Origin of the sequence: Microcystis sp. M090S1 (assembly GCF_020246295.1) — a bacterium.
Lineage (GTDB): Bacteria > Cyanobacteriota > Cyanobacteriia > Cyanobacteriales > Microcystaceae > Microcystis > Microcystis aeruginosa.
The window spans coordinates 1-26,255 of sequence record NZ_JADBTF010000507.1; the positions used below are offsets into that span (position 1 = coordinate 1).

Here is a 26,255-nt window from a genome sequence, read left to right on the forward strand (position 1 = left end):
ACTGTTCCTCCCATCGAGATATATTCTGAATCGTAAGTTATAACTATTATAATCTCATTTCTCTTTGTGATCAGGTTCAAGATTTTCTAGTTTTTGACTGCTATAAGCATTAATACTCATTGCACAAGTGAGATGCTCCCGCACCAGGTTGTAATAAATTGTTGATTGATTAATTTTTGGAATTGTTTTTTTGCTAATGGGTGAAGTGAGTCGTTTTTATTAGCAAGGGCCAGCCAGAAACCAGTATCAACAATGATCATATTTTTGCTTAAGTTCACTTGTTAAATAGGTTTTATAGTTTTGCGAAAGGTCTGGTTCAGCCTCTATACAACCGATAAAGTCAGACCAATCTTCTGTTCGCTGCTCTTTCATTTCCTGTGGGTTGGGAGAATATCGTTTTTTGAGAATATCTACAAGTTCAAGAATAGTCTGTTGTGCGTCGGGGGGAAGGGACGCAATATCTTCTTCAATTGTTTCTAGGTTTATCATTGTCATTGTTTAAATGCGCGACAGCTTATTCTCATTGTAGCAAATTACTGAAACAATTAGGCTGAAACTAATTCAAATTTAACCTTTATTTTTAGGGCTGTAGCGATGAGATTTAGCAACAAAAAAGAGTTTCCTTCATAGTCAGCATTTTCTAAGGCTTCAATAATAGATTCATCAGTATTAATTAATTCTGCTAAAGCTTTTGTTGAAAGATGATGTGTTTCCTTAATCTTAAATATTTTTCTGGCTACTTCGTCATCAATACGAGCCTTTTCTAATTCTAATTGACGTTCTGGATTATTCGCATAATAACGTTGGTAAAGAATTTGTAAGCCATCGGCTGTCGTTTGGTGTGTATTCATATCAACTCCTGAAAATAGGTGTGTAATTCGGGATTTTTTTCAAATTTAGCTTTGTTTTTAATTGCTTGCTCGATTTCCAGTGGTAGAACTTCTTTTTCTTTAATTATACCATGAGAAATGACCACAGCTTTGTTTTTATAAAAGAAATAAAGAATTCTATAATTTATTCCTTTAAAATTAACTCTCAATTCATAAATTTTGTCCCGCAAAAAGTCTGCTTCTGGTCTGCGTAATTCATATCCTAGTTCTGCCAGTCTTTGTAATTTGATAAAGCATTTGTTTTGAGCTTTGCCAGGAAGACTATCAAGCCATTCTATAATTGGTATATTACCTCTTTCATCTTGGTAAAAAATAAGTTGTATTTTTGGCATATTAAAGCTTTTATATATGTGAGTTTTCTAACAAATGATAAATTAAATAGTGTCAAGTATCGAGTTCCCCAAAAGCTGATGTTTCCGTGAGCAAACCCCCTAAAATTAGACTTGACAAAAGACCTGAGATTGTTATATTCTACAGGTGAAAAGCTTTTGCACGAAAGAACCACACCCCACGCACCAATTATATCATTCATTCTACCTGGATATCAAACAGGAACTAGAAACCTGTTACTAGGGAGAGATTGCTACGGGGGGATATTCGATAGCAGTTAAATAATCATAATAAAAACCACTCCAGACACAGAGGAAACAGTAGCGTATCTTGTCGGGTGCGTTAGTGATAGCGTAACGCACCAATTTTCTTAAGATGGTGCGTTACGGCGCGATCATAGTTTAATTATTAACAAATCTCCTTTGGATACGCGCCTAACACACCCTACAAGCTACAGTGATAGCGTAACGCACCAATTTTCTTTCTTAAGATGGTGCGTTACGGCGCGATCATAGTTTAATTATTAACAAATTTCCTTTAAATACGCGCCTAACACACCCTACAAGCTACCTCAATTTTTTCAAAAAAAATCGACCAGCGGCTCTTGTAGGGTGCGTTAGTGATAGCGTAACGCACCAATTTTCTTAAGATGGTGCGTTACGGCGCGATCATAGTTTAATTATTAACAAATTTCCTTTAAATACGCGCCTAACACACCCTACAAGCTACTTAACGGTGTTAACTACTTACAAGAATTTAATTGGAAACACCTAATTCTTTTAGTCTATCGAGAGAGTTTTGATACCAGGTTTGATTATTTTGTTGTCGATGAAGTTTTGCCGCTTGGCGAAAATCCTTAATTGCCTTTTCATTGTCATTTAATTCTTTGTATATTAAACCGCGATTATAGTAGGGAACAGCAAAGTCGGAATTGAGTTTTATCGCTTGATTGTAGTCCGCAATCGCCCCTTGTTTATCTCCTAAATTATACTTAGCCCATCCGCGATTATTGTAGAAATCAGCATCATCAGGATTGATTTGAATTGCTTGATTGTAGTCCTTGATCGCTCCTTGTTTGTCTCCTAATTGAGACTTAGCAACTCCGCGCCAAAAGTAGGTATTAGCATAGTCAGGTTTAAGTTTAATCGCTTGATTGTAGTCCGCAATCGCCCCTTGATTATCTCCTAAATTATACTTAGCAAGTCCGCGAGAAATGTAGGCATCAGCATCATCAGGATTGAGTTTAATCGCTTGATTGTAGTCTGCAATCGCTCCTAGTTTATCTCCTAAATTAGACTTAGCACTTCCGCGATCATAGTAGGCATTAGCATAGTCAGGATTGATTTGAATTGCTTGATTAAAGTCCTTGATAGCCCCTTGATTATCTCCTAAATTATACTTATCAACTCCATTATTATAGTAGGCTACAGCATCATCAGAATTGAGTTTTATCGCTTGATTTTGATCTGCAATCGCCCCTTGATTATCTCCTAAATTATAATTGCCCATACTGTAAATTACTAATGTGATCACCCCCACCAATACAATCATCCCAATGCCGTTATATAGCCATTTACGTCTAGTTATTCCTGATGGATTCTTAATTTTTATCTGAGGAGGAGGTGAAACGGGGGGAGGTTGTACTACAGTTCTACTTGAAGGAGGATTATTCAACACTGTCAGAACTTCTGAAGCTGATTGATAGCGCTGACTAGACTTATCTTCTAACATTTTGTTCAAGATATTCGCCCAAAAATCACTAATTGATCTTTTTTGCGATTTTAATACGGATTGCCATAACCATCGCCGCTGATTCACATCATAGACCGAATCAGGCAAATTACTGTTACTTTGGGGGAAACATCCTGTTAATAAACGGACACAGGTAGCGGCTAAACTATATAAATCACTAGCGGCGACTGCACTGCCCATGATATGTTCATAAGCAGCATAACCCGGAGTATATAAACCCGTCCCCATTTGGGAGGTTTGCTCTTTAATTCCCCCAAAATCAATTAACATCAATTTACCGTCACTCCGACGACGCATCAGGTTATCGGGTTTGATGTCACGATGGATCAATCCTTTAGAATGGAGATAGGCAAGGACTGGTAATAATTGCTGTAATATTTTCTGAATTTTCTGTTCACTAAATCTTCCTTCTCTTTGATACTCTTGAAGCAGGGTTTCTCCTTCAATAAACTCCTGCACTAAATAGAGGGAGTTCCCCTGAGAGAAATAATCATAAACGGTGGGAATTTGTTCGTGTTTTAATTCGTCTAATTTTTCCGCTTCTCTTTGAAATAACTCCTTAGACTTCTCCAGAGCAGCTCCCTGCATTTGAGCAATAAATTTTTTAATAACCCGGGGTTTTTCCTTAAAATTCAAGTCCTTAGCTTGATAAGTTCTACCGAATGCACCTTCCCCTAATACTCCGACAATGAGATAACGGCTATGAAAAGAATATGATTGGCTAGTTTGGCTTAAATTTCCGCCACATCCTTGACAATAGCTATAATGAGTCGGATTTTGAGGATGGGAACATTCGGGATTGAGACAGTAGAGGATACTCATAAATCATCTGGAGGAATTTGATTAAGTACCTAAAAAAAATTGATGATCTCATTGAGAGAAGATGTGTAGGCTCCCTTAAGCGGTTACAAATCCCGTCAAAAAACCAAAATTAACAATCCGCCGTAACGCACCAATTCTATCATTAATTCTACCTGAATATCAAACAGGAACTAGAAGCCTGTTCCCCGGCAGTGGAAGTTAGGGGTTGCTAACAGGGGGAACAGTGATGACAAAGCGGATGACAGTTCCGATAACTGCTGTTGCCAAGATGGTGATTAATGCCCAAATTTGGGCTTTCTGGGAGCCTTTAATCTCTTTTAAATCACCTTGTAAGGTGTTGAATTCTCCCTGTAATGCCTTGAGGTCTCCCTTGACTTCGGCCTCGAATCTGACTTGAACAATCTTGATCTCTGTGACATCTTTCTGGAGCGCGTCTAGCTTCTGATTGGTCTCTTTAAGATTCTGATTAATCTGGTCTAGGATTTTTCCTAAATCGGTTTCGATGGTGAGGCCGCTCATGGGTTAGACTCCTAATTAATTGGTGCTGTTGTTTCTGACTTAGATTTCAGGGTTTGAACAAATTGTAAAACTTTTTGTTGCTTTTCTGGTGTCAGTTCTCGCCATTGTTCAAGTAGTTCTTCTTCTTTACCCATAAATACCTCGCTCTTCAATTATGAATTGTTTGGTTTTGAGCAAGGCTCATTAATAAAAACCACTCCAGACACAGAGGAAACAAAGATCATATCATTTTGGGTTTGCGGTGGACGTTGTAGAATAGAGAAAACCTAATGCGCTGATAGATACCATGCCCTCTCCTGCTATTACCACGATCATCAAGATGGTTGAGTCTCTGCCTGATGAGCTTCAAGAGCAGTTAGTAGAGTATGTTCGAGCTTATATTGCAGAAATTGAAGAAGAAAAACGATGGGATCAGTCGTTTAAACAGACGAAGAATAATCTAGTCGCAGCAGCCCGAAAAGCCAAAGAAGAGATTGCGGCAGGATTGTCCGCACCGATGGATTATGAGCAGCTATGAATTCCGCAACATTGCCTTCATTTTGGCAGAAGTATCGCGACTTGAAACCAGCAGTCAAAGCCGGAGCCAGGAAAGCATATCGGTTATGGGTAGAGAATCCGTTTCATACATCGTTACATTTTAAGTGTATTGACAGCGACGAAGATATTTGGTCAGTGCGTGTAACGAAGAGTCATCGAGCTTTGGGAGTGCTGTCAGGGGATACAGTGACCTGGTTTTGGATTGGCGATCATGATGAGTACGAAAAGTTTTATTCGTAAAACAGAGGAACTACAAGCCTATTCCACTCGAACTTTAAAAACCCCCTTGCCACTCTCCTATACTTTTTAAACAGTATTTAGCATCACTCCCTCATAATGACATTCGATAAACTAGATGGCATAGCGACTTTTTTCGGAAGTATCAAAGCGAGCAAGCGTAATTTTTTTGGCGAGGATAGGAGTTTTTTGAGGCAAAAAAACAGAACGTTGCCGGAAATATTCGCCAAAATATTGACGGTAGAGAGGACAACTCACTCGGCAAAACTTACCTTGTCGGTGAATCAGTCCGAGACTTTCTAGGTGAAAAGCTGCCATTAAATCAATTTCTATGTCTTTTTCCGCCATCACCACCTTAGCAAAGATAGCCGACAAATTGCCTTTTAAGTATTGTAGATGCCAAAGTAAACGTTTAAGATGATCTGCAAAAATATTATTTTCCTCGTCGATCGAAGTAGCTAAAATGCTTTCTAGGGTACAATTACCCCCAGCAAGATGATAGCAAGCAAGACGAGTTAAATAGGGATTCCCCCCTAGAAATATCCGTAATTTTTCGCAGTCAAAATTCTGATCTAATCCCTGTCTTTGGCTTAATTCTCGTACTTGTGTGCTGGTAAAATTAGGCAATTCGATCGGTAAACCAAGACTAAAAGGAGATTGATAGGTATCTGAGTTTTTATCAAGCTCCTGTGCAGGGGAATAGGCAACAATTAAACGTAATTTTTGCCAGAGGGGTTTGTTTTTGCCTTCCTCGTGCCAGAGGTGCAGAATACTAAAAAATTCTTCCCTTAGCTGTGGATAGGATAAAAGATATTCAAGATCATCAAAGGCAATCACTAAAGGGCGATCGAGATGGGAGAGAATATGCTTTTCTAGATAGATTTTACAGTTAATTTTACCCCCTAAGAATTCATCCCAATCCTGTGGGAGATGATTGTCTAAATCTAACTGGCGACTAATACTAACGCAAAGCCAACGCAGCCAGTGATTTAAATCTTGAAAAATTGAGCTTTCTGCTAACCGAAAACTGAAATAAAGTGTATGGTATTGCTGTTGTTGTGCATAATTAATAATTCTAGTCATCAGGGAAGTTTTTCCCATTTTTCTGGCCGCGTTAATCCGGATCAGACTACCCCCGCGCAAGATCTCTTGATAACAAGTCTGTTCTAGATTGTTTCTGTTAATATAAAAGGGGGAATCGAGGGGGACTTGTCCCTCTGGTAACTCAGGCAATAGTTGAGGATTAATACTATTAGTTTCTGGTAGGTTAGGACGATAATAATCGCTATTTTCTAAAGTTAAATTAAAAGCTTGAAAACAATGTTTCAGGGTTTGTTTATCCACTCCCGATTCACAAGCAAATACTTTCATCAGAGTATCTACCCCTAAAAGAGTTTTCTCGCTGAGGACTTCTAGGGTGAAACGATGACCGCGATTATCCCGATATTCCGCTTCTTGTTTGGCAGTAAGTAATTTTTCTAGTCCCGTGGGGGTAAGGACAACCCCGCGTCTGCGGCGCTGTTTTTCTGGTTTTTCCATGATAGTTTTTCCCTGTCCTGAACTCAAACTCTGCACCTCTACTAGAGGTTTTGAGTTTCCTATAGACTTCTCCTCAACAGGGAAACAATCAATTCCGTAATTTTACTGGTTTAGCGATGGAGAGGATCGGGACAATAACCAGACCACTTATTTTCTTCCCCGTCTGAGTTATTTCTGGGATAGGGATAAATCTTAGCCTACTTGCTGACGATAGCTATTCATTTCTAGGCTATCTTCCCCATAAAGATCCTCAATGTGTTGATGACAGCAATCGATCGCAAATTGCTCAAATTCTCTCGGTTCAATTTGATACATTTTGGCAAAAATATCGGGTTGAACACGACAAAATTCTGGTCTCTGGTCATAAATGGTACAGAGACGGGTTTGGCGATCAAAGTGTATACACCAACCTTCTTCCCCCACCATGCTGAGATATTGACTTAATTGTGCGGGAGTCAGATATTCTTCTAAGTCAGGACGCTCATCGGGATTTAGTTGACAACAAGCTCCACAATTTTTAATACATTTCCAATTGGCCATATAACCGGTGTGCCACGATGAATTAATCCTAGTACCTACTGACTAGCTTACTAGCAAATAGTCCCAATTTTGCCTTCCAGCAGCAATTACCCTCAATAGTTTTAATCTAAACCGGCGATCGGGAGTGAAAGCTTGACGAGGCCAGGATTGAGAAAAATGGGCGTTGTAAGGGTCGAACTTACGGCATCCTGCTTGTAAGGCAGGCGCTCTACCACTGAGCTAAACGCCCGAATCAATTTCGTACTTTCTCAGTATAACATATATTTTCAAAAAAGTATATTATTTTTTTGAGCGAGTTAATTTTTTTCCGATGCCCTCTGGTCGAACTCACGATCGCATTACCCTAATTCTGTTGCCACCGATTGCGGGGGCGAGTTTTTTGGTCAGTGGCAGTGGTAAATTAACCCTGTTACTGTTGGCCAGTTATTTGTTTAGCGGATTTCTGTTTGGACCAGATCTTGACATCCACTCGGTACAATACAAACGTTGGGGTTATCTGCGCTGGTTGTGGCTACCCTACCGTTCCATGATCCGTCATCGCGGTTGGTTATCCCACGGTTTATTGATCGGCACAATTTTTCGGTTATTTTACTTCGGTAGTTTTCTTTTACTAGCGGCGATCGTCATCATTCCGATCCTGCAAAGTTTCTGGGGTATAGACTGGGATTGGCGACTGTGGCCGCAGCAAGCGATCGCATTATGGCAACAGTATCCCCGGGTAGCGATCGCTATTTTCCTGGGTTTAGAATTAGGGGCGATGAGTCATAGTTGTAGTGATTGGATCGGATCGGCCTATAAACGTTCTCGAAAAGTGGCTCAAAAACCGGTAAAAAAGAAAAAACGTTAATAGTCCCCGTCCACAATTTCTAATTAGCCTTACTTTGATATTCTTGCCAAGTTTTCGGACTGATAAAGAGAGTTCCTTTTTCTTGCTGATCGGGAAACTGGATATAATTTTTCTCTAAATAATCCCTGAGTTTTGGTGATTGCAGAAATTCCTTTTCAAATCGATAGAGAAAAACCAAATCGGGCTGTCTTTTTTCGATGACTTCTAGGATAAAATCCCCATCAAGATTCTGATTGATAAATCTCTTTCTGGTGATGACAGCAGTTTCTGGGGGTGTTTTCAAGAAATATTGATATATGTAGTGAGGATTGTCGGTTAACAGAAGTTTATCGGAGTTTTTAAATTTTTCAAACACAGCTTCTGCTAAAAGAGGTTTATACCTTTTATTAAATTGAACGTAGGCATTAATTGCCGGATCACGATTGGTGATTATTCTCAAGGTATTAAAGAGAAATTGACCAGACAGGGGAATAAAAATCAGCATTTTAAGCATTAATACCCAAGTTATTTGGCGATTTTGCCTAAATTCTCCGAGGCTATCAGTAATTTTTAACTGTTCGACAAACAAGGCAATTATCCAAACGGCGGGAATAATTAAATGGATATAATAATAGGGCCAAATTGGGGCGACTGTGGCAAATCTGAACAGATTAGAACCCAACCAGATCAAGGGCGGTAAAAGTGGTATTATATTGCGAGTAAAAACCATCGCTATAATAGCGATCGCTGTGACGATCAGATAAATTGGTTCGTGTTGTAGGGCGCTTTGCAAGAGAGTCCATAAGGTGAGATTTTCTTCACCGAAACTAGCGGCAACACTGACATGAGATTTAATAATATTTTCGTAGGAAAAAGGAAAAATAGTCAGGGAACCCAAGACAAAGACTAAAACAACAGTGACTGACCAAATAACAATATCAATGATTCTTTTAATAAAACTATTCTGTTGATTAAGAAAAATAATTAAAGCTACAGTTGGGATAATAGTAATGCCTGAAAGTTTAATTTGCAGGGAAAAAACGAAAGCAATGGCACTGAGTAAATACAGCCCATACTTAAGCTTACCCGTGGATTGAACGGCTTTAAAGATGATACAAATACTTAAAATTGTAAAAAAAAGTGAGGGTAATTCCCGCAACATTGTCGTTGACAGGGTAATATAAACTAGACAGGTTGAGAGAATGAATACCGATAAACAAGAGGCTAATATTCCGCAATTAACTCTCAGAATTAGATAAAAAATTCCTAACATAATTGTGGACAAAGAAAGCACCATAATGCGCGCCGCATGGATAGTAAATCCTGTCACGCTTAACCAACCATTTAGTAAAAGAGATAAACCCGATAAATGATCGTGCCAAACTTGTTCGTAGAGACGATAACCTTGTTTAGTGACGTAGGCAAGTACCATGGCCACCGCTTCATCAAAATTAAGGATATAGGGATAATGAAGCGGGACTTTCCAGAAAACAATCCCCAGAAAAAAAACAGCAATGGCAATTAATGCCATTAAATCAAAACGATAAGATTTCTTATTCATAACTTTTTCTGGACAAGAATTGCTGCGTATCTTATCACAGATTGAGACATCAGTTATCGAAAAAATCGGGTCTAAAACCTCGCCTTAAGGCGAAAAGTTTTTGGAGCGGGGCATAAATCCCCGTTACAAAAACGGCCTCCTGCCCCCTGCCTCCTGCCCCCTGCCTCCGTTATGGGTTAAAAAAGATACAAAGATTACTTTTCAGAACTACGCCCTAAATCTTTAGATCTATGATAGGCCGCCACCACTGCCTCGATAATAGTCGATCGAAAAGAGCCTTTTTCTAATTGTCTCACCCCGGCAATCGTCGTTCCCCCGGGGCTAGTGACGCGATCCTTTAATTCACCCGGATGTATGGCCGATTCTTTTAATAGGGTTGCCGTCCCCAAAACTGTTTCTAGGGCCAATTGAGACGCGATCGCTCGCGGTAATCCGGCCGCCACACCACCATCGCTTAAAGCTTCCACCATCAAGGCCACAAATGCCGGGCCCGATCCCGATAATCCCGTTACCGCGTCCATCAAAGCTTCGGGAACTTCCACCACCGTACCGACCGCAGCAAAAATATCTCTGGCTACGGCCAGATGTTCCGGTTCCGCATGACGACCGGGTGCGATCGCTGTAACCCCTTGTCCCACCGTGGCGGGGGTATTAGGCATCGTCCGGATCACAGGGCGATCGGGAAAGCCCATTTCTAAGCGATTGAGGGTAACTCCTGCTAAAATCGAGATAATCAAGGGTTTTTCGGGTATTCCCAGCAAACTATTCACTACTTGCTCTAAAATTTGCGGTTTTATCGCTAAGATTAACACCTCAGTTGCTCTAGCGGCTTCCCGGTTATCCTCACTGACTTGTACTCCGTAGGTATTAACCCAAAAGTTGCGCCGTTGGGATTGGGGTTCACTGACTAACACCGTTTCGGGACTATAAATATTTTTTTTTAATAAACGGCTGAGAATGGCCTCGGCCATCACTCCACCGCCAATAATTCCTAAACGAATAGACACAGTATTATTTAAAGTAAAAAGTAAACAGAAAAAAAGGCAGATTTAGAGGTCTTACCCCCAAAAAAACGCATCCTCTCGAGAATCGATCGATTTTTAGCTTCGACAAACTTAACGAGAGGACTATGGGAGGATTCATTGAGCTAATCGACTGCTTTCGGCTCCCCAAGCAGCTGCGGGGGAAACGGGACGAGCCATTTTCGGGTTGTCGGTGATATCGTGAATAGTTCCGGAAAGGGTGCTAACTTTAACGCAGCTGGGGGTAAATAGGAAAATACTCTCACCGATGCGTTCTTGATGACCATCAATCGCGTAAGTGCCACCGGCGACAAAATCCACGGCTCTTTGTGCTTCTTCGGGATCCATGACGTTGAGGTTTAAAACCACCGATTTGCGTTCTCTCAGGGTTTGGATAACTTGGGGCATTTCCTCGAAGGAATGGGGCTCGATCACGACTACTTCTGCATTATTGTTGTTAATACCTGGCATACCGATCACGTTGCTTCTGTTGAGTCCCATAGATGTGGCTGTACTGAGATTTAAAGGTTCGCGTTGACGACGATTGAGGGGATCTTCTTCTTCGTTTTGATCCCTATCTTGGGGGGAGGACTTTTCCCAGTTCATTTCTTCGTAGTCGGTTTCGTCTTCGTCTTCTGGTTGTTCGGAGATGCCGACAAAATCTTTGAGTTTGGTAAAAATGTTGTTCACAGTCGAAGTGTCCTTCAAAAGATTTTTTAGGTGGTCTTGGCTAGAGTCGGGGTTATTTTAGTGGCCTTTAACAACTTTTGCTCTCACTTGGTACAGGAGAACTATTTTGTTCAGGGTTCGTCATTCTAGTCGTCTGGAGGCAGCGGTTAGTTCCCTCTTTTCAGTTATCAGTTATCAGGGGATAGTTTTCAGGGATTGGGAAAAAGTCAATTCCTCATTTCTAACCACCGGTTTCTAGACTGAACGCTGTAATCTTAAGATATATTGTCACCGATTATTAAAATTTCTAGGGTTTTTTTCTGTAAATTTACGGAGATGGTTCAGTAAATACGATCGCCGAAGATGCCAGTTCCCACCCGGATCAAAGTGGCTCCGGCCTTGATAGCCAGAGGATAATCGTTAGACATCCCCATGGATAGATGAGGCAGGCATAAACTAGAACTATTCTCGATTATTTGGGCTAAATCCCCGGTTTTTTCAAAGGCGGCTAACTTTTCCCCAGCCGATAATCCCTGGGGCAGAATTGTCATCAAACCCTGAATTTTTAGCTGTTGACAGTTGACTAAAGCGGGAATATCTGCTAGGAGTTCGTCCTTGTCCCAACCGAACTTGTCGGGATCGGGGATAACTTTCACCTGTAGCAAAACTTGGGGATTAATCTCTAATTCCGCCGCTAGGCGATCGAGTCTTTGGGCTAATTTTAAACTATCGAGGGAATGGATTAAATCAAAAGATTCTAGGACTTTGCGGGCTTTATTTGCCTGTAGATGCCCGATAAAGTGCCAATAAATATCTGGGAGGTCTTTTAGTTCTTGCTGCTTCGAGATTGCTTCCTGTAGCTTACTTTCAGCAAAATCTCTCACTCCTGCCTGGTAAGCTTGACGGATATAATCGCTCGATACCTGTTTACTGACGGCAATCAGGCGCGTGGAGGGGGGTAGGGTAAGACGGATTGACTCGATACGACTAGCGATCGTCATGAACTAGACTGAAAAGGTTTGTTGATAAATTTGGTTGAGACTGTTAAATTCTTGCACATTACCGCGCCGTCGCCAATTCCGCAGCCGGTTTTCCACCAAAAGACGAGCATCGGAGCGACTAATCGGAGCGAACGAGACTTTTTTGGCTTCCACCGTCACCAGAAAAAAAAGACGTTGGGCATAAAGAGTGGTAAATAATTCCTGATGTTCTTCTAATAGACACACTCTGTACAATAGACCGAAAGTGGGATGATTGAGATAGGTTTCGTTACTCATTCAAGCGATCGCTAAAGGAAAAGGATTGAGCGAACTAGAAAATTTTTCAACAACAAAATCAAGCGGATGGCTCACAAACAACTGATTTTTCGGGGGTTTCCCTAGCCTGATCTTACCAGAATCCTTCAATGACAACTAACGATGCCAGTCTATGTCATGATTTCCTGAGTTTTCACTTTTTCCCTGTTAACTTGGATACATCTCGGTGACAAGTTGTCACCATCAGAAATTAGCTCTGCTGCAAAAATCAAAGATTTTCCCTTAGCTGGGGAGACGAGGAGACAGGAGGAGTAAAAAGACAATAGATAACTATACTACCCATAAAAGCTAAGATTATGTCAAATTTATCTGGGTTTTTAGATATTTTGACCCGATAGCTGCGATCGGTGAACTGAAAACTCACACCTGATCACTGATAACTGATAACTGATCACTGAATCACTGATGAAATGCCCTAAGCTTGTATTAAGCCTTTTTTAACTTCAAATTCCTTTAACCTCAATCAATATGGATTTTTCTAGTCTTGTTGCCAGTCAGCTAAACGCTGGCGTTATCTGGCCCGAAGGAATCCTGATTATTACCCTGATGGTGATTTTAATCGGCGATTTAATCGTGGGACGAAGTGCCAGAAGTTGGCTGCCCTACGTTGCGATCGCTGGTCTGCTCGCTGCTGTGGCTGCTCTCTATTTTGCCTGGGACAATCCGAAACCATTGGCCTTTTTAGGGGCTTTTGAGGGGGATAATCTCAGTATCGTCTTTAGGGGGATTATTGCCCTTTCTACCGCCTCCACAGTGCTGATGTCTATCCGTTATGTGGAACAAGCGGGAACCTCCCTAGCGGAATTCTTGGCCATTATGCTCACCGCAACCCTCGGGGGAATGTTCCTATCTGGCGCTAGTGAATTGGTGATGATCTTCATCTCCCTAGAAATGCTCAGTATTTCCTCCTATCTAATGACCGGTTACATGAAGCGGGATCCTCGATCGAACGAGGCCGCCTTAAAATACCTGTTAATTGGAGCTTCTAGTTCGGCGATTTTCCTCTATGGTGTTTCCCTTCTCTACGGTTTATCCGGAGGTGAAACCAGTTTAAGTGCCATTGCCCAAAAATTAACCGCTGTTAACGGTGGTCAGTCCCTGGCCTTAGCGATCGCATTAGTGTTTGTAATTGCCGGTATCGCCTTCAAAATTTCGGCGGTTCCCTTTCACCAGTGGACTCCTGATGTGTACGAAGGTTCACCCACTCCCGTGGTGGCTTTCCTCTCGGTGGGTTCCAAAGCGGCCGGTTTTGCCCTAGCAATTCGCCTATTAGTGACGGTTTTCGGTCTAGTGAGCGAACAATGGCGGTTTATCTTTATCGCTCTAGCAATTTTGAGCATGATCCTCGGCAACGTGGTCGCCTTGGCCCAAACTAGCATGAAACGGATGTTAGCCTATTCCTCGATCGGTCAGGCGGGTTTTGTCATGATTGGTTTAACCGCCGGTACTGACGCGGGTTACTCTAGCATGATTTTCTATCTGTTAATTTACCTGTTCATGAACCTAGGGGCTTTTGCCTGTGTGATTCTCTTTGCTCTGAGAACGGGAACCGATCAGATCGCTGAATATTCGGGACTCTACCAGAAAGATCCGCTCCTAACCCTCTGTTTAAGCATCTGTCTGCTCTCTTTGGGGGGAATTCCGCCTCTAGCGGGCTTCTTTGGTAAGATTTATCTATTCTGGGCTGGTTGGCAAGCGGGACTTTATGCCCTCGTCCTCGTTGGTTTAGTCACCAGTGTGGCCTCGATTTACTACTATATCCGTGTGGTCAAAATGATGGTAGTTAAGGAACCCCAAGAGATGTCCGATGCGGTGAAAAATTACCCCGTTATCAATTGGACCCTTACCGGGATGCGTCCCCTACAGGTGGGTATTGTCCTCTCCCTAGTGGCGACTTCCCTGGCCGGTATCCTCTCCAATCCTCTCTTTACCCTAGCGACGGATTCCGTCACCACTACCCCCATCCTACAATCGGCGGCCCTGGCGACGCACATTTCCCGAGCGAATTGAGAATCTCTGTTGATTTATCGGCGTTGTCAGATCAGAATAGGAAAGATGCCATGCAATCCTTGCTATCAAAGTAATTTCAGTTCTGGGCTGATTCGGAGCATCTTTCAATTTGACAACGCCTATTGTAGGGCTAATTCATGAATTAGCCCTACAGCTAATCCGTTTTTAGTAATGTGATTAACTCTCAATTTGTTCTAAAATAGAGGCTAAAATATCTGGAGTTAATCCGTTAGCTTCTGCTTCATCACTAGCTTGATCCATAATTGTTGATAATCTCGCCGCTGCTTTTTGACGATATTTTTCTAATTCTAATTGAATAGTTTCAGTTAATTTGTTTTCTATGTTTGCTCGGTCATTGGGTTTAATTTTAGCGTAATATCTAGCAATTTCTAAAGGAACTTGAATAGTGATTTCTGTCTTGCTATTCATGGTAATTGATGGTTTTTTTACTTTTAACAGACCTCTATTGTAGCACAAAATCACCATACTCATTGAATTTGACCCTATTGATGTAAAAGTTGCCATTGGATCAAAAAAATCAATGAATAGGGCTTGCTGAAAAAGTACGGGCGAAGCATTCGGATAGAAAATCTACGGTTTCACCGATAGGTTATTGCTCGAATGCTTCGCCCCTACAGGACGCGGGCCGATGAAGACGCAAGGTTTTGAAGCACGATTGTATCAAAAGTTACAATTTAATAAATCTTTACATTTTTCTCCTCGACTAGCGACTCATACTAAATCCGTTGAGTATAGGCTACATATCAGGACAGACAAAAGGGTGAATAAATAATCAGTTTTTAATAACCGGATTTAGTATTAAGACTTTTTCTAAGCTTAACCTGCTTTTTGCTTTACTCAAATTGGCCAAGTAAAAGACTCATTTGGTTAACAACATTCTCACTTGCTTTTAACGCTTCTTTTCTAATTGCTTGAATTTCAGCCATACTTTTTGCGATTCTCTGCTGTTCAGATTTGGGTGGAATAGGCACTAAAACTTTAGAGAAATCATCTACTAAAATAGTAGGAATAGCATGACCTGTCATGTACCTTTTAATCTGACGCAAAAAAAAGTCTGTTCGCATATATACTAATAAAAACAAAGGCTCGACTCCCTGAATATTTCTTAATACTGAAAATCCATTTGAGCAAATTGCTCCGTCTTCATCTTCCGTGATTAGGGCTGTTGCTTGGCGTGGTGTTCCCGTACTTGCTCCTGAAATTGCTGTAATAATATCGCCTTTGTACAATCTATAAGTTGCGCGAGATGGGGCTTCATGTGCCTTGATTATTTGTTGGGAAACAACTTGCATTGTACGGTAATCAACATCGGAAATAGCGATATATCTAATTTCACTGTCCCTAGCTAAACGAAAATCAGCCGCAGCTCTCAAAATATCGGCAATTTCACCTAAAGGTTTCGCACCAATAGATTTTAGATGTTCTAATAATTTTTGGTCATTGGGTAAATAATGTTCGGCATCCAGTCTCGAATTGAGCAGGGTATTCTTAACTGTATAAATACAATCGCTGTTTTGTGCAAATTCGCCATTGATAAATGACCTAAAAGATTGAGAAATATCATCTATATCATCGTCAACTATTGGCAAACCTGATTTTGTTCGGGCTATAACTCCCGACTCGTTGCGCTTATATATTGTTTGTCCTTTAACGTCATAGCCTATTTTTTTGATTTGTGCCATAAAACAAGAATCATTGTTTGCTGGTAATTTTTGAACTACTAAAAGTGATGTCTTGATTCCTGTGCCGTAGGGTACAAAGGCTTCCGGCGGTATGGAAACAACACCTAATATTTTTGTTTGGGAGCGCAACCAATGCCGAATCGGTCCATTAGAGATATTTTGTAATAAACCATCGGGCAGAATAATCGCCATGCGCCCACCTGCCCGCAATAATTTTATAGATTTCTCAATAAATAAAATATCGGGCGACTGACCCGCTAAAACGGTTGGGGAAACTTCCCAACCATTGGACGCTGATTTATGCCATTTCCGGGCAAGAAGATATGATTTAAGAATTTTCTGGTCTTCTACTTTGCCTTTATTTCCGAAAGGAGGATTGGTCAAGATAACATCAAAGGAATTATTTAATTTTTCATCTTCGATAAGCGCATTAGTGCAGATAATTTCTGAACCTGTGCCACCTTCAAAAACTAAACGAATCATTCCCGAAAGGGCGACATCGGGATTAAATTCAATTCCTGTAATACTTTCTTGCACAAAACTTGCTATATTGAACTCTGGATTATTTTGTCGAACATGGTTGATTGCTTGAATTAAAAAACCACCACTTCCGCAAGCAGGATCTATAATTTTTTCGTTTGGTTTGGGGTCTATCATTTCAACCGCAAGACGGACAATTGGATGAGGCGTAAAAAATTCTCCCCTATCTCCACGCTGGTGTCTATTTACAAAAGTCTGGAAGGCTTCACCTTTTATATCGCCAGATGTTTTAGTTAAATTAATGTACTGTAACCTGCCTACAATATAAGCAAGAGTCAAAGGTTTTAACTTGAATGTGTCATCGGTGAAAAATCCCCGATAATGATTCTTGATGGAGGTAAATAATTGACTAAGACGCGACATAAATTCATCGGACTTATTTGCTACGATGGCTTTATATTCACTTGCTGTAACGCCAAAATTTACAGATTGCTTGGCAGATTTTTCATCATGAAGTTTGATGATGATTAGTTTAACCATCTCGTGAAAAATCTTGTCTTTGAGCATTCCTTCGTTGGCGTAAATATAATTATGGCACTCTTCAAAAACTGCGGAAAGATTGTTAGAAGGTCGTAATTCCTGAATTTGCGGGAGTTTTTCAGGTAACAGGCTATCTTCGGAAAATAACAATCCTTGCTCTTTCATTTACTGCGCTTGATTTGACCGTTTCCCCTTGCGGGTTGTTGAATAGATAGAATATTTTTAGCCTCGACTGCATTCCTACCAAACCAGTCTTTTAGTGAACAGAGAACATCGCCATCTTGATTAAACAAGAACTTGGCCTTGTACCTAATTATAGAATATAAATTAGAGGATGTCAAGAGATAAAAAATTCAGTTTAATGTTAACCAAAGTGAGTAAAAAAAGCTGAGAGATTGTTTATGACAAAAATTCGCAGCATCTTTCAGTTTGACAAAGCCTATTGTAGGGCTAATTCCAGAATTAGCGCCAATTGTAGGGCTAATTCATGAATTAGCCCTACAGCTATTGACAATGGCACTTATTCAGCCTTTTGATCAGGTGGCGGCGCTCACCTGATTTATTTTTAGCTATACATTAAAACGGAATAGTAAGACATCACCTTCTTGAACAATGTATTCCTTGCCTTCACTTCTGACTAAACCTTTTTCTTTGGCCGCGCTCATTGTGCCACTATTAACTAAATCCTGATAAGACACGGTTTCCGCACGAATAAAACCCCGTTCAAAATCCGAGTGAATAACTCCGGCTGCTTGGGGTGCTTTCATCCCAGAAATAATCGTCCATGCGCGGGTTTCTTGGGGACCGGTGGTGAGATAGGTACGCAGTCCTAATAACTCGTAGGTAGCTTTAATTAAAGATTTTAATCCCCCTTCTTCTACTCCTAAAGAACCGAGAAAATCTTTTCTTTCTTCCTCCGACAATTCCACTAATTCCGATTCTACTTGAGCAGAAACGATCACAACTTTTGCCTGTTCCTGTTGGGCAATTTGACGGACACTTTCTACCCAATCATTACCCGTGGCCAGATCATCTTCGCTCACATTAGCGGCATAAATAATCGGTTTACGACTCAATAAACCGAGATTTTTAATTAATTCTTCTTCCTCTTTGCTTAAATCCACTTTTCGCGCCGAAATACCGTCATTAAGACAAATTAGGATTTTTTCAAGGATAGCCAATTCTTCGGCGGCTTCCTTGCTATTTTTCGCCTGTTTGCGTAAACGTTCCACCCGCTTCTCCACCTGTCCCAAATCCGCTAGAGCTAACTCTAGATTAATCACCTCGATATCCCGGGCCGGATCCACGGAACCGGAAACATGAATAATATCATCATTATCAAAACAGCGCACCACATGAACGATCGCGTCCACTTCCCGGATATTAGCCAAAAATTGATTACCCAATCCTTCCCCGCGACTCGCACCCTTAACTAATCCGGCAATATCGACAAATTCGATCCGCGTCGGCACGATTTTCTCAGAATTAGAGATTTTAGCCAAAACCTCCAGACGTTCATCGGGGACGGATACCACACCCACATTCGGTTCAATGGTACAAAAGGGGAAATTAGCGGCCTCGGCCTTGGCATTAGCCACCAGAGCGTTAAATAGGGTCGATTTACCCACATTTGGCAGTCCCACGATTCCAGCTTTTAACATAAAAATTGCTTGATAAACATCATCCCGACCTCTCACTATATCAGGCTGCATCTCGTTTTTGTGAGTCCGGTTGATGCGAAAGACTCTCGATAGTCAACAGCTTAGTTAACATTTGCTGAAAAAATTTTTCCTGGAGGTAGGAGACTCCGATTCAGGAGACTCCGATTCAGGAGACAGGAGATTATTTTTATTTATTCTCCCCATTTCCCCATTTCCCCATTTCCCCATTTCCCCACACCCCACACCCCACACCCCACACCCACGAAAAACTTATTTAGCAAACCCTAGTTAACATTTATTCAAGTTCCTTAACTAAAAGTAGGCGAGACTTTACAAGAGATTGCGAGAATGGGATGTGATGCTTGAGACTGAGTTAGGGTGAAGAGTAAGAAAGAATACACCTGTAGCACTGGGCAAAATTATGGCAAGACAGGCCTTTCGCTTCTAACTACGTCCTGAGAGTAATTTTCAGTGCTATGACAGTATATTTCCTAGGGCGATCGAGTGTAAATATCGCCCAATCGCCGCAACTAATCACTAAATCATTCTTGGGGGTATCTGTATGAATCAAAGTATCGGAGCAAACACCCGTAATGTGGCCCTTGTCGGCCCCTACTCCAGTGGAAAAACCTCCTTACTGGAAAGTTTACTTTTCGTCACAGGAGCCATCACCAGAAAAGGTAAAATTAGCGATCGCAATACCGTCGCTGATAGTTCCACGCAAGCGCGGGATCGACAGATGAGTGTAGAAGTTTCCGTTGCCCATAGTCAATACCAAGACCTAAATTTTACCTTTCTCGATTGCCCCGGTTCGATCGAATTTGCCAGTGAAACCTATAATGCCCTCGTCGGGGCCGGTGCTGCTATTATCGTTTGTGAACCGGTGGTCGATCGAGTTCTCACCCTGGCTCCCTTGCTAAAATTCCTTGATGATTGGGAAATTCCGCATCTAATCTTCATCAACAAGATGGATCGCTGTAATAGTCACTTTAACGAAGTCCTACAAGCTCTCAAATCCGTTTCTAGTCGTCCCCTCGTTCCCCAGCAATATCCTATCCGTCAGAACAACGAAATTATCGGATTCATCGATTTAATCAACGAACAGGCTTATCATTACCATGCTAACAGTCCCGCCGATCCTGTAGCTTTACCCGACCACCTCAAGGAAGAAGAACAGATTGCTCGACAAGAAATGCTAGAAACGATCGCCGAATTTGATGATCATCTTTTAGAAGAACTCCTCGAAGATATTAACCCCTCCCGGGAAGAAATTCTCCAAGACTTAAAACAAGAACTGGGAGCCGATCAGATAGTACCTGTGTTCTTCGGTATGGCGGAACGGGACTATGGTGTGCGTCATCTCCTCACCGCTTTAGTGGAAGAAACACCGGCCCCGACAATTACTGCCAACCGTCGCGGTCTCGATCCCAGTGCGGATGGAGATGCAGTGGTACAAATCCTCAAAACCTATTTTACTCCCCAGGGCGGTCGCCTGTCCCTAGCGCGAATCTGGCAGGGAACCCTTAACGATGGCATGGCCTTGAACGGTGTGCGGATTGGTGGTATCTATCGTCTCACGGGACAACAACAACAACCCCTACAGCAGGCCCAAGCGGGGGAAATTGTCGCTCTCGGTCGTTTGGAAGGAATCGCCACCGGAGATGTGGTTAGCAGCGGCAGTCAAAAACCCGCTCTTCCCAAAGGATTACAGCTTAAACCCGTCTTTGCTCTCGCTATTGCCGCCGCAAATCGCAAGGATGAAGTGAAATTAAGTTCAGCTTTGACGAAACTGATCGAAGAAGATCCTTCCCTCTACTGGGAACAACACGGTGATACTAAAGAAGTGATTCTTTGGGGACAGGGAGAAATTCATCTGCAAGTGGCCCTCGATCGCCTAGCGCGCAAGTATAATCTACCGATGACCACCCATTTACCCCAAGTTCCCTACAAGGAAACGATCAAAACCAGTACCAAATCCCACGGACGTTATAAACACCAAACCGGCGGTCACGGTGCTTTTGGTGATGTGTATCTCGATATTAAACCCCTGGCCCGGGGGGAAGGTTTCCACTTCCATGAAACCATTGTCGGTGGTGTCGTCCCCAAACAGTATATCCCCGGGGTGGAAACGGGAGTGCGGGAATATCTCGGTCATGGTCCTTTGGGTTTCCCCGTGGTGGATATTGATGTCACCCTCACCGATGGTTCCTATCACAGTGTCGATAGTTCCGAACAAGCTTTTAAACAAGCGGCCCGTCTAGCGATGACGGAGGGACTGCCTAAATGTCATCCGGTCTTATTAGAACCCATTCTATCGGTGACGGTTCTCGCTCCCTCAGAATACACTGCCAAGGTTTTACAGTTAATCAGTGGTAAACGCGGTCAAATTCAGGGTTTTGAAGCTTCTGCGGAGTGGAAAGGTTGGGATCAGGTAACGGCCTATCTACCCCAAGCGGAAATGCACGATTTTATCGTTGAATTGCGTTCTTTGACTATGGGTGTCGGTTTCTTCCAGTGGGATGAGGATCACCTGCAAGAAGTGCCGGATAAACTGCGCGATGCGGTTTTAGCTATGCAGGGTAATGGTAACAAGTAAGGTCTTCTTGGCTGTCACTAAAGTAGAGCGATAAATTACCGAGAGATGGGCTTTTATTGGCTCATCTCTCCCTTTTGTGGCAAAAAATGACAGAAGGGTTCGATGAGATTAGCCTAGTGCTATACTGCCCCAAAATTAGTCTCGGAATTCTCAACTTAACCTCATGAATTTATCTACCCTGATCTTAGTCGCCCTGGGTGCGGGAATTGTTTTCGGTGCGCTGCTGAATGGTTTTTTTCCTGCGCTAATCCTACCTTTAGATGACTATATTCTCGCGCCGGTGGGACAGGTTTTTCTGCGCTTAATTCAATTTGTGGTGGTGCCGATCGTTTTTTCTTCCCTTATTTTAGGATTAACCCGGGTACAGAATGCGGCGCGGATCGGTAGATATTTACTCAGATTGATGACTGGCTATCTGCTAACCAGTACACTTGCTCTGTTAATCGGCATGGCGACGGCGTTGTTATTAAAACCGGGGATAGGTTTAGAGGGATTTGCCACTAATGCCGCCATGACCACCAATACACCGGTATCCTTGAGAGATTGGCTGATTAGCTTAATCCCGGTTAATCCCCTAGAAGCTCTTACCGGGGGCAATCTTTTACAGGTAATCGTGACGGGAGTTTTATTTAGTATCGGCATCGGACTGGCTAAAGAGGGGGCAAAACCTTTTATTCTGTTGATAGACAGTCTTTATCTAATCAGCGAGAGAATCCTATCGGTGATTCTTTATCTAGCACCTGTGGGGGTATTTGCTCTGATTGCTTCGGTTATCGCCACCCAGGGATTAGAATTAGTGGCGAGACTTTTTTTCTATGTTTTTGGTCTGTTTTTGGCCAGCGCCTTGATGATTGGGGTGTATGTTTTGCTCCTTTTTGCCCTCAAAGGAGAACCTCGACGCTTTTTTAGCTCTTTATCGGAATCTTTATCCTTAGCTTTCGGTACTGCTAGTTCTAACGCCGCTTTACCCGTGGTTTTGCGGGAAATTCAAGAATACGGTTTACCCGAAGATATCGCCAGTTTCGCTATTCCCTTGGGAACGGTACTAAAACGCGATGGTTCGGCAATTTTACAGGGATTTAATGCTCTTTTTATCGCTCAGGTGTACGGAGTTCCTTTAAGTCCCTCTTTGTTATTAGCGATCGCATTGAGTGGTTTATTGGTTTCTTTTAGTACCCCAGGGGTTCCGGGCAGCGCATTAATTACCATGACTACCGTATTATCGGCAGCGGGTTTACCATTAGAGGGAGTGGCTTTAGTAGCGGGGGTCGATCGGTTGACCGATGGCTTTAAAACCGTATTAAATGTGATCGGTAATATAGTTAATGCCATCCTGCTCAATTACTGGGAATTAGGAGACAAGGAAAAATCCCTAGAATCAAAAAACTAGCCTCACCGGTTCTTCGGTTTTTGTTATGCAATGGAGGGGGGTTATAAGGGATGAAACCCTTATATATAAAGACATTGCTTCGATTTTTGCCAATTGTTTTCGATCTAGAACGAGCTAATCAATTAAGTCTCTTGCCAGATAAGGATTTAGTCGATTTATGCCACCCGATCAAACCATACCAAGTAACGAAGAACCCAATTTGATAACGCACTCGATAATCACTGATACGGAGACGGTGTTCCTGTTCAGAATTTTTTAATTTAACAATGCCAGAAGGACAGGGTTCTATTTCCAAACCCTTAATTTTTTCAAGAATACGACTTTTGATGGGATTAGGTAAGTTATCAATCTGTTTTTGTACAGATTTAGAGATTTGAATACTATAACCCATTATGATTTAATCCTTGCTCAAGTATTGTTCAAGGGTCACATAGTCGCCTAATTGATATTCATCCCGAACTTGCTGAAGTTCTGCTAGGGGTTTCCTCATCGTCTTGATAGGAAGCCTCTTCTGCTTGAAAAATTTGTTGTTCTAGTATTTCTAATAATTGTTGTTTTTGCGTTAAGTCAAGGGATTTAATGGCTTCGGTTAGAGATTCAAACGTAATTTTAAGATTGATGGTGGTACTCATGAAATTTCTCCTATTTGGATAAAAAGTTAAATTTTGAGAATTGCTTTAATTTTCATGGTTGGTATAAGTGGGTGGGTGGAATTAAATATAAGATGAACGTAGGTTGGGTTGAAGCATGAAACCCAACGCCTGCATGGGTTACGCTACCGCTAACCCATCCTACAAATAATTGTGCCTCCCTACTTAGCTGATCAAGGGTTTCTAATTTCCTTCTAATGTAACCTGAATTTTTACGAGGAGTTCCTCTCCGTCTTTCATTAGGGGAATGCCTAGCTCCTGGGGGAATTTAAGGGCTTGTTGGCAGTAGTTGAGAGCGCGATTGCGGTCTTGAGAATTGTCCATCATATTTGAACGTTAAGCGACAGCAAAGCCTGTATAGGGTCTAATTTCAGGGGATTTAAAGGCTAAAATAATCTGGTTTTGAGGGATTCCTGCGGCTACTAATTCATCGGCAATACCATCCTCAGTTCCGTCGTGTTGAATCCAAATTTTTTGATCAATAATATCAATATGTAATAGGGTTCCGTAGATTCGATAACCATTTTGCCAACCTGTTTCAACCAATAAATAGCGATCGCGGGTTTGATCTAGGACTAATTCGATTTGGATTTGGCGATCGGTGTCGAGGAAGTCGGCATAATCTTGGAATGTTTTTGCAATAATTTGCCGATATTGGGCAATTAAGGAAGCCATCGTACAATTACCTCCTGGTTGGGATCAAAACTAAATAACTGAATAATACCATCTTCAATTAAGGTTTGACCTGCTTCTTCTTCAAATACTGTTTTGCAGGTGTTTTCGCTAACAGCCAAAAATAGTTTATATTCGGGATAATAACGCCTTAAAAGATGGGTATAAACGACAAATTGACCAACTGCTTCTTGGAGGTCTTTCATATCAGAGGGACGAGTAAAGCTCTTAATTTCAATGGCTATTTTTTCTGTTCCTTTTTCTGCGGCTAATAGTCTTTCTGCTCCCAAATCAACAAATAGGTTTTTGCCTCTTGCTAAACGAATCCGTAGGGGGTCATGGGTAATTGTCCAGCCGTCTTTGATTAGGGCGTGTTTTACACAATCATGGAAAATATCTTTGGCAGGCATTTTCATGCTGTTCTATATAAACTCTATGTGATTATACATTTCTTCTGGTTCAAGAATTTCCCAGATTAAGAGTAGTCCTCGAATTATTTGACCAATGATTTACTTTGTTGGGGACAGTAAGCAATTCCTGCATGAGTTATAGATGATTGATTGATTCTTAAAAAATCAGTATCTTGAGTAAAAATCACGCGACCATTGGCTAAGGCAAATTGCAATTGTATTTCATCGGATACCCCCAATAAATTTTCTTCTGGAGTGGTAGTAACATCAAGGCCTCGCTGGCGCAATCCAAGAGCAATGTTATAGCTTACATTTTCATCAAGGTGAAATTTAATTTTATTGCCCATTCATTTTTTTAGTTTTTCTTGGACTAGAGAAGGTGTTTTAGCTTGCATTTCCTTGGCAAAGGTATCATCATCTGTGATTTGTTGTCTAATTTCTTCAAGGTGATCGTGATAGTAAGAAAGGGCCGCGTAAACATCAGCTAAAGTAATGCTGGGATAATGATAAACAATTTCATCGGGTGACATTCCCAGGCGTTCGTGCCAAATAACGACATCTTGGACTTTGATGCGATGACCTGCGATGCGCGGTTTACCGCCACAAGTTTCTGGGGTAATTTCAATGTGATTGATTAAAGTTGTTGTCATTGATAATAACGAATTTGTCCGATTATAGGGTCACAAGGAATCTGCGCCCAAATGTTATATATATTATATCACGTCAAGGTTTATAGAATAATTTTATTATGACAACTCTTATAAACTTAAAGCTAATTGAGGCGCGACAATAGTTTCGAGGGAAAAAGCATTCAGACCCGTTAAGCTTTTGGCCTGTTTCAAGGTGATTGCACAAATATTCCCCTGCTGATCAAGATCGACCAAGGTATTTTCATTGATTTCTTGAGTCTCGACAATAGGATTGTTATTGAACTCTAAATATAGAGTGTCCGTATCTTGAAAGTAGGTGATTTTCATGGCTTAAAATTCCTCTACTTTAAATAAGTTGTAAGTCATCTTTTTCTAAGTCGTTAAGAGATTGATTCGTGATGAGAGAATAAAGAACATCGGGGTCTAAATCAGCCCCATTTTCCCAATAAATTGTTCCCCAATCAGGATTGATTTTGACGGTTTTAAAAAAATCTAAGTCTTTTAGCGGTTGAAAAATGCCAACAAACTCGATAATTTCTTCAAGATTAATAATCCCCTCTTGATTATCTTCAAATTTAAGATAAAGTTGATAATTATTTAGAGGTTTCACTTCAATAATATCTTTTAGCATGGTTTATCCGTTTATTCTATTTAACTGGTTCTCAACTTAGTCAAATATTAGGAAAAAATTTAAGAGCTTTGATAAAAGTAGGAAGATAGTTGATTTTCATTCTTTTTCTAATTCAATTAAAGCTTCCTCCAAAGTTAAGGGAGTTTCATCTTTAACGTCTATCATGGCGCGATAGAGTCCAGTATCTTCATAGGTTTCTATTATTTGTTGATAGTCTTCAAAGTTAATAATAACTTGCTGTATCTGACCTTGATTATCTGTAATCAAGTCTTGAGCAAAGGGATAATCTTTGATGTTCATAA

The 26,255-nt window shown here is 41.3% G+C and carries 31 protein-coding genes, 1 tRNA gene and 1 pseudogene; 6 read left to right on the forward strand and 27 right to left on the reverse strand.

The window, feature by feature from the left end; translation table 11 throughout:
- Window positions 1-140: 140 nt before the first annotated feature.
- The 7 genes and pseudogenes from IM477_RS22280 to IM477_RS22310 all read right to left on the reverse strand — a co-directional run.
- Window positions 141-260: pseudogene (locus IM477_RS22280) on the reverse strand (type II toxin-antitoxin system VapC family toxin); the annotation flags it as partial.
- Entirely contained in the window at window positions 247-489 is a 243-nt protein-coding gene (locus IM477_RS22285) for a hypothetical protein (RefSeq protein WP_081504649.1), read from the reverse strand. The gene IM477_RS22285 and the pseudogene IM477_RS22280, both read right to left, overlap by 14 nt.
- Before the next feature lie 56 nt (window positions 490-545).
- Complete coding sequence (locus tag IM477_RS22290) at window positions 546-851, reverse strand: helix-turn-helix domain-containing protein (protein ID WP_002732780.1); 306 nt, start codon at window positions 849-851, stop codon at window positions 546-548.
- Entirely contained in the window at window positions 848-1,222 is a 375-nt protein-coding gene (locus IM477_RS22295) for a type II toxin-antitoxin system RelE/ParE family toxin (protein ID WP_002734817.1), read from the reverse strand. The genes IM477_RS22290 and IM477_RS22295 overlap by 4 nt, the downstream gene beginning before the upstream one ends.
- A 754-nt stretch (window positions 1,223-1,976) precedes the next feature.
- Window positions 1,977-3,794: a serine/threonine-protein kinase gene (locus tag IM477_RS22300; protein WP_287733526.1), complete on the reverse strand. Its 1,818-nt coding sequence runs from the start codon at window positions 3,792-3,794 to the stop codon at window positions 1,977-1,979.
- A 198-nt stretch (window positions 3,795-3,992) separates the two neighbouring features.
- The gene (locus IM477_RS22305; RefSeq protein WP_002780010.1) at window positions 3,993-4,313 is read right to left on the reverse strand and encodes a hemolysin XhlA family protein; all 321 of its coding nucleotides are present in this window, start codon (window positions 4,311-4,313) and stop codon (window positions 3,993-3,995) included.
- Window positions 4,314-4,324: 11 nt separating this feature from the next.
- Window positions 4,325-4,447, reverse strand: coding sequence for a hypothetical protein (locus IM477_RS22310; protein WP_002796307.1), 123 nt, complete (start codon window positions 4,445-4,447; stop codon window positions 4,325-4,327).
- A 152-nt stretch (window positions 4,448-4,599) separates the two neighbouring features.
- Between IM477_RS22310 and IM477_RS22315 the strand changes: the two genes are divergently transcribed.
- On the forward strand, window positions 4,600-4,830 hold the full coding sequence (locus tag IM477_RS22315) for a hypothetical protein (RefSeq protein ID WP_002775250.1): 231 nt from the start codon (window positions 4,600-4,602) through the stop codon (window positions 4,828-4,830).
- The gene (locus IM477_RS22320) at window positions 4,827-5,090 is read left to right on the forward strand and encodes a ParE family toxin-like protein (RefSeq protein WP_287733528.1); all 264 of its coding nucleotides are present in this window, start codon (window positions 4,827-4,829) and stop codon (window positions 5,088-5,090) included. Before IM477_RS22315 ends, IM477_RS22320 begins: the two co-directional genes overlap by 4 nt.
- Window positions 5,091-5,201: 111 nt before the next feature.
- Here IM477_RS22320 and IM477_RS22325 read toward each other — a convergent pair whose 3' ends face one another.
- The 3 genes from IM477_RS22325 to IM477_RS22335 form a co-directional block, all read right to left on the reverse strand.
- The gene (locus IM477_RS22325) at window positions 5,202-6,626 is read right to left on the reverse strand and encodes an AAA-like domain-containing protein (RefSeq protein ID WP_287733529.1); all 1,425 of its coding nucleotides are present in this window, start codon (window positions 6,624-6,626) and stop codon (window positions 5,202-5,204) included.
- Between the two features lie 192 nt (window positions 6,627-6,818).
- Complete coding sequence (locus IM477_RS22330) at window positions 6,819-7,166, reverse strand: YkgJ family cysteine cluster protein (RefSeq protein WP_287733530.1); 348 nt, start codon at window positions 7,164-7,166, stop codon at window positions 6,819-6,821.
- Window positions 7,167-7,323: 157 nt separating this feature from the next.
- Window positions 7,324-7,395: transfer RNA gene (locus IM477_RS22335), tRNA-Val, on the reverse strand.
- An 81-nt stretch (window positions 7,396-7,476) separates the two neighbouring features.
- Between IM477_RS22335 and IM477_RS22340 the strand changes: the two genes are divergently transcribed.
- The gene (locus IM477_RS22340; RefSeq protein WP_061432401.1) at window positions 7,477-8,013 is read left to right on the forward strand and encodes a metal-binding protein; all 537 of its coding nucleotides are present in this window, start codon (window positions 7,477-7,479) and stop codon (window positions 8,011-8,013) included.
- 19 nt (window positions 8,014-8,032) lie between these two features.
- Here IM477_RS22340 and IM477_RS22345 read toward each other — a convergent pair whose 3' ends face one another.
- The 5 genes from IM477_RS22345 to pipX all read right to left on the reverse strand — a co-directional run bounded on the left by IM477_RS22345 (window position 8,033) and on the right by pipX (window position 12,521).
- Window positions 8,033-9,553 (reverse strand): ArnT family glycosyltransferase, encoded by a 1,521-nt coding sequence (locus tag IM477_RS22345; RefSeq protein WP_287733531.1) that lies wholly within the window; start codon window positions 9,551-9,553, stop codon window positions 8,033-8,035.
- Between the two features lie 194 nt (window positions 9,554-9,747).
- Window positions 9,748-10,560 (reverse strand): pyrroline-5-carboxylate reductase, encoded by an 813-nt coding sequence (gene proC, locus IM477_RS22350; protein ID WP_061432399.1) that lies wholly within the window; start codon window positions 10,558-10,560, stop codon window positions 9,748-9,750.
- A 132-nt stretch (window positions 10,561-10,692) separates the two neighbouring features.
- Window positions 10,693-11,265, reverse strand: a complete 573-nt coding sequence (locus IM477_RS22355) for a cell division protein SepF (RefSeq protein ID WP_061432398.1) — start codon at window positions 11,263-11,265, stop codon at window positions 10,693-10,695.
- Window positions 11,266-11,585: 320 nt separating this feature from the next.
- Window positions 11,586-12,245, reverse strand: a complete 660-nt coding sequence (locus IM477_RS22360) for a YggS family pyridoxal phosphate-dependent enzyme (protein WP_287733532.1) — start codon at window positions 12,243-12,245, stop codon at window positions 11,586-11,588.
- Window positions 12,246-12,248: 3 nt separating this feature from the next.
- Window positions 12,249-12,521 carry a transcriptional coactivator PipX gene (pipX, locus tag IM477_RS22365; protein ID WP_190720471.1) on the reverse strand — a complete coding sequence of 91 codons (273 nt, stop codon included), beginning with the start codon at window positions 12,519-12,521 and terminating at the stop codon, window positions 12,249-12,251.
- 507 nt (window positions 12,522-13,028) lie between these two features.
- On the opposite strand from pipX, the gene IM477_RS22370 reads away from it, so the two are divergent.
- Entirely contained in the window at window positions 13,029-14,570 is a 1,542-nt protein-coding gene (locus tag IM477_RS22370; protein ID WP_287733535.1) for an NAD(P)H-quinone oxidoreductase subunit N, read from the forward strand.
- A 177-nt stretch (window positions 14,571-14,747) separates the two neighbouring features.
- On the opposite strand, the gene IM477_RS22375 is transcribed toward IM477_RS22370, so the two are convergent.
- The 3 genes from IM477_RS22375 to ychF form a co-directional block, all read right to left on the reverse strand.
- Window positions 14,748-14,999 (reverse strand): hypothetical protein, encoded by a 252-nt coding sequence (locus IM477_RS22375; RefSeq protein WP_159294062.1) that lies wholly within the window; start codon window positions 14,997-14,999, stop codon window positions 14,748-14,750.
- A 425-nt stretch (window positions 15,000-15,424) separates the two neighbouring features.
- Window positions 15,425-17,458, reverse strand: a complete 2,034-nt coding sequence (locus IM477_RS22380; protein ID WP_287733536.1) for an N-6 DNA methylase — start codon at window positions 17,456-17,458, stop codon at window positions 15,425-15,427.
- A 404-nt stretch (window positions 17,459-17,862) separates the two neighbouring features.
- The gene (gene ychF / locus IM477_RS22385; protein WP_002788451.1) at window positions 17,863-18,954 is read right to left on the reverse strand and encodes a redox-regulated ATPase YchF; all 1,092 of its coding nucleotides are present in this window, start codon (window positions 18,952-18,954) and stop codon (window positions 17,863-17,865) included.
- A gap of 562 nt (window positions 18,955-19,516) precedes the next feature.
- Here ychF and IM477_RS22390 point away from each other — a divergent pair.
- Entirely contained in the window at window positions 19,517-21,550 is a 2,034-nt protein-coding gene (locus IM477_RS22390) for an elongation factor G (RefSeq protein ID WP_287733537.1), read from the forward strand.
- A 163-nt stretch (window positions 21,551-21,713) separates the two neighbouring features.
- A complete protein-coding gene (locus IM477_RS22395) occupies window positions 21,714-22,940 on the forward strand; it encodes a dicarboxylate/amino acid:cation symporter (RefSeq protein WP_147069097.1) in 1,227 nt (408 codons plus the stop codon).
- Window positions 22,941-23,058: 118 nt separating this feature from the next.
- Here IM477_RS22395 and IM477_RS22400 read toward each other — a convergent pair whose 3' ends face one another.
- From IM477_RS22400 to IM477_RS22440, 9 genes are all read right to left on the reverse strand, one after another.
- Window positions 23,059-23,331: a type II toxin-antitoxin system RelE family toxin gene (locus IM477_RS22400; protein WP_287733538.1), complete on the reverse strand. Its 273-nt coding sequence runs from the start codon at window positions 23,329-23,331 to the stop codon at window positions 23,059-23,061.
- A gap of 58 nt (window positions 23,332-23,389) precedes the next feature.
- Entirely contained in the window at window positions 23,390-23,572 is a 183-nt protein-coding gene (locus IM477_RS22405; protein ID WP_002795640.1) for a hypothetical protein, read from the reverse strand.
- A gap of 354 nt (window positions 23,573-23,926) precedes the next feature.
- Window positions 23,927-24,265 (reverse strand): XisI protein, encoded by a 339-nt coding sequence (locus IM477_RS22410; RefSeq protein ID WP_002795641.1) that lies wholly within the window; start codon window positions 24,263-24,265, stop codon window positions 23,927-23,929.
- Complete coding sequence (locus tag IM477_RS22415) at window positions 24,253-24,672, reverse strand: XisH family protein (RefSeq protein ID WP_287733539.1); 420 nt, start codon at window positions 24,670-24,672, stop codon at window positions 24,253-24,255. The genes IM477_RS22410 and IM477_RS22415 overlap by 13 nt, the downstream gene beginning before the upstream one ends.
- A gap of 83 nt (window positions 24,673-24,755) precedes the next feature.
- Window positions 24,756-25,019, reverse strand: a complete 264-nt coding sequence (locus tag IM477_RS22420; protein ID WP_231859671.1) for a DUF5615 family PIN-like protein — start codon at window positions 25,017-25,019, stop codon at window positions 24,756-24,758.
- Complete coding sequence (locus tag IM477_RS22425) at window positions 25,020-25,322, reverse strand: DUF433 domain-containing protein (RefSeq protein WP_002795644.1); 303 nt, start codon at window positions 25,320-25,322, stop codon at window positions 25,020-25,022. It lies immediately after the preceding gene.
- Window positions 25,323-25,430: 108 nt separating this feature from the next.
- On the reverse strand, window positions 25,431-25,649 hold the full coding sequence (locus IM477_RS22430) for a DUF2283 domain-containing protein (protein WP_287733540.1): 219 nt from the start codon (window positions 25,647-25,649) through the stop codon (window positions 25,431-25,433).
- A gap of 19 nt (window positions 25,650-25,668) precedes the next feature.
- Entirely contained in the window at window positions 25,669-25,953 is a 285-nt protein-coding gene (locus IM477_RS22435; RefSeq protein ID WP_002767949.1) for a DUF2442 domain-containing protein, read from the reverse strand.
- Window positions 25,954-26,049: 96 nt separating this feature from the next.
- Entirely contained in the window at window positions 26,050-26,253 is a 204-nt protein-coding gene (locus IM477_RS22440) for a RelB antitoxin-like protein (RefSeq protein WP_002732229.1), read from the reverse strand.
- Window positions 26,254-26,255: the final 2 nt, after the last annotated feature.

Coding starts and splice junctions, on each gene's coding strand:
- IM477_RS22435 (WP_002767949.1), bottom strand. CDS start 25,953: ATGCTAAAAGATATTATTGAAGTGAAACCTCTAAATAATTATCAACTT.
- IM477_RS22410 (WP_002795641.1), bottom strand. CDS start 24,265: ATGGCTTCCTTAATTGCCCAATATCGGCAAATTATTGCAAAAACATTC.
- IM477_RS22430 (WP_287733540.1), bottom strand. CDS start 25,649: ATGAAAATCACCTACTTTCAAGATACGGACACTCTATATTTAGAGTTC.
- IM477_RS22415 (WP_287733539.1), bottom strand. CDS start 24,672: ATGCCTGCCAAAGATATTTTCCATGATTGTGTAAAACACGCCCTAATC.
- IM477_RS22395 (WP_147069097.1), top strand. CDS start 21,714: ATGAATTTATCTACCCTGATCTTAGTCGCCCTGGGTGCGGGAATTGTT.
- ychF (WP_002788451.1), bottom strand. CDS start 18,954: ATGTTAAAAGCTGGAATCGTGGGACTGCCAAATGTGGGTAAATCGACC.
- IM477_RS22420 (WP_231859671.1), bottom strand. CDS start 25,019: ATGGGCAATAAAATTAAATTTCACCTTGATGAAAATGTAAGCTATAAC.
- IM477_RS22330 (WP_287733530.1), bottom strand. CDS start 7,166: ATGGCCAATTGGAAATGTATTAAAAATTGTGGAGCTTGTTGTCAACTA.
- IM477_RS22325 (WP_287733529.1), bottom strand. CDS start 6,626: ATGGAAAAACCAGAAAAACAGCGCCGCAGACGCGGGGTTGTCCTTACC.
- IM477_RS22320 (WP_287733528.1), top strand. CDS start 4,827: ATGAATTCCGCAACATTGCCTTCATTTTGGCAGAAGTATCGCGACTTG.
- IM477_RS22340 (WP_061432401.1), top strand. CDS start 7,477: ATGCCCTCTGGTCGAACTCACGATCGCATTACCCTAATTCTGTTGCCA.
- IM477_RS22295 (WP_002734817.1), bottom strand. CDS start 1,222: ATGCCAAAAATACAACTTATTTTTTACCAAGATGAAAGAGGTAATATA.
- IM477_RS22380 (WP_287733536.1), bottom strand. CDS start 17,458: ATGAAAGAGCAAGGATTGTTATTTTCCGAAGATAGCCTGTTACCTGAA.
- IM477_RS22370 (WP_287733535.1), top strand. CDS start 13,029: ATGGATTTTTCTAGTCTTGTTGCCAGTCAGCTAAACGCTGGCGTTATC.
- IM477_RS22440 (WP_002732229.1), bottom strand. CDS start 26,253: ATGAACATCAAAGATTATCCCTTTGCTCAAGACTTGATTACAGATAAT.
- IM477_RS22310 (WP_002796307.1), bottom strand. CDS start 4,447: ATGGGTAAAGAAGAAGAACTACTTGAACAATGGCGAGAACTGACACCA.
- IM477_RS22305 (WP_002780010.1), bottom strand. CDS start 4,313: ATGAGCGGCCTCACCATCGAAACCGATTTAGGAAAAATCCTAGACCAG.
- IM477_RS22375 (WP_159294062.1), bottom strand. CDS start 14,999: ATGAATAGCAAGACAGAAATCACTATTCAAGTTCCTTTAGAAATTGCT.
- IM477_RS22360 (WP_287733532.1), bottom strand. CDS start 12,245: ATGACGATCGCTAGTCGTATCGAGTCAATCCGTCTTACCCTACCCCCC.
- IM477_RS22405 (WP_002795640.1), bottom strand. CDS start 23,572: ATGAGTACCACCATCAATCTTAAAATTACGTTTGAATCTCTAACCGAA.
- IM477_RS22315 (WP_002775250.1), top strand. CDS start 4,600: ATGCCCTCTCCTGCTATTACCACGATCATCAAGATGGTTGAGTCTCTG.
- IM477_RS22300 (WP_287733526.1), bottom strand. CDS start 3,794: ATGAGTATCCTCTACTGTCTCAATCCCGAATGTTCCCATCCTCAAAAT.
- IM477_RS22425 (WP_002795644.1), bottom strand. CDS start 25,322: ATGACAACAACTTTAATCAATCACATTGAAATTACCCCAGAAACTTGT.
- IM477_RS22390 (WP_287733537.1), top strand. CDS start 19,517: ATGAATCAAAGTATCGGAGCAAACACCCGTAATGTGGCCCTTGTCGGC.
- IM477_RS22345 (WP_287733531.1), bottom strand. CDS start 9,553: ATGAATAAGAAATCTTATCGTTTTGATTTAATGGCATTAATTGCCATT.
- IM477_RS22400 (WP_287733538.1), bottom strand. CDS start 23,331: ATGGGTTATAGTATTCAAATCTCTAAATCTGTACAAAAACAGATTGAT.
- pipX (WP_190720471.1), bottom strand. CDS start 12,521: ATGAGTAACGAAACCTATCTCAATCATCCCACTTTCGGTCTATTGTAC.
- IM477_RS22290 (WP_002732780.1), bottom strand. CDS start 851: ATGAATACACACCAAACGACAGCCGATGGCTTACAAATTCTTTACCAA.
- IM477_RS22285 (WP_081504649.1), bottom strand. CDS start 489: ATGATAAACCTAGAAACAATTGAAGAAGATATTGCGTCCCTTCCCCCC.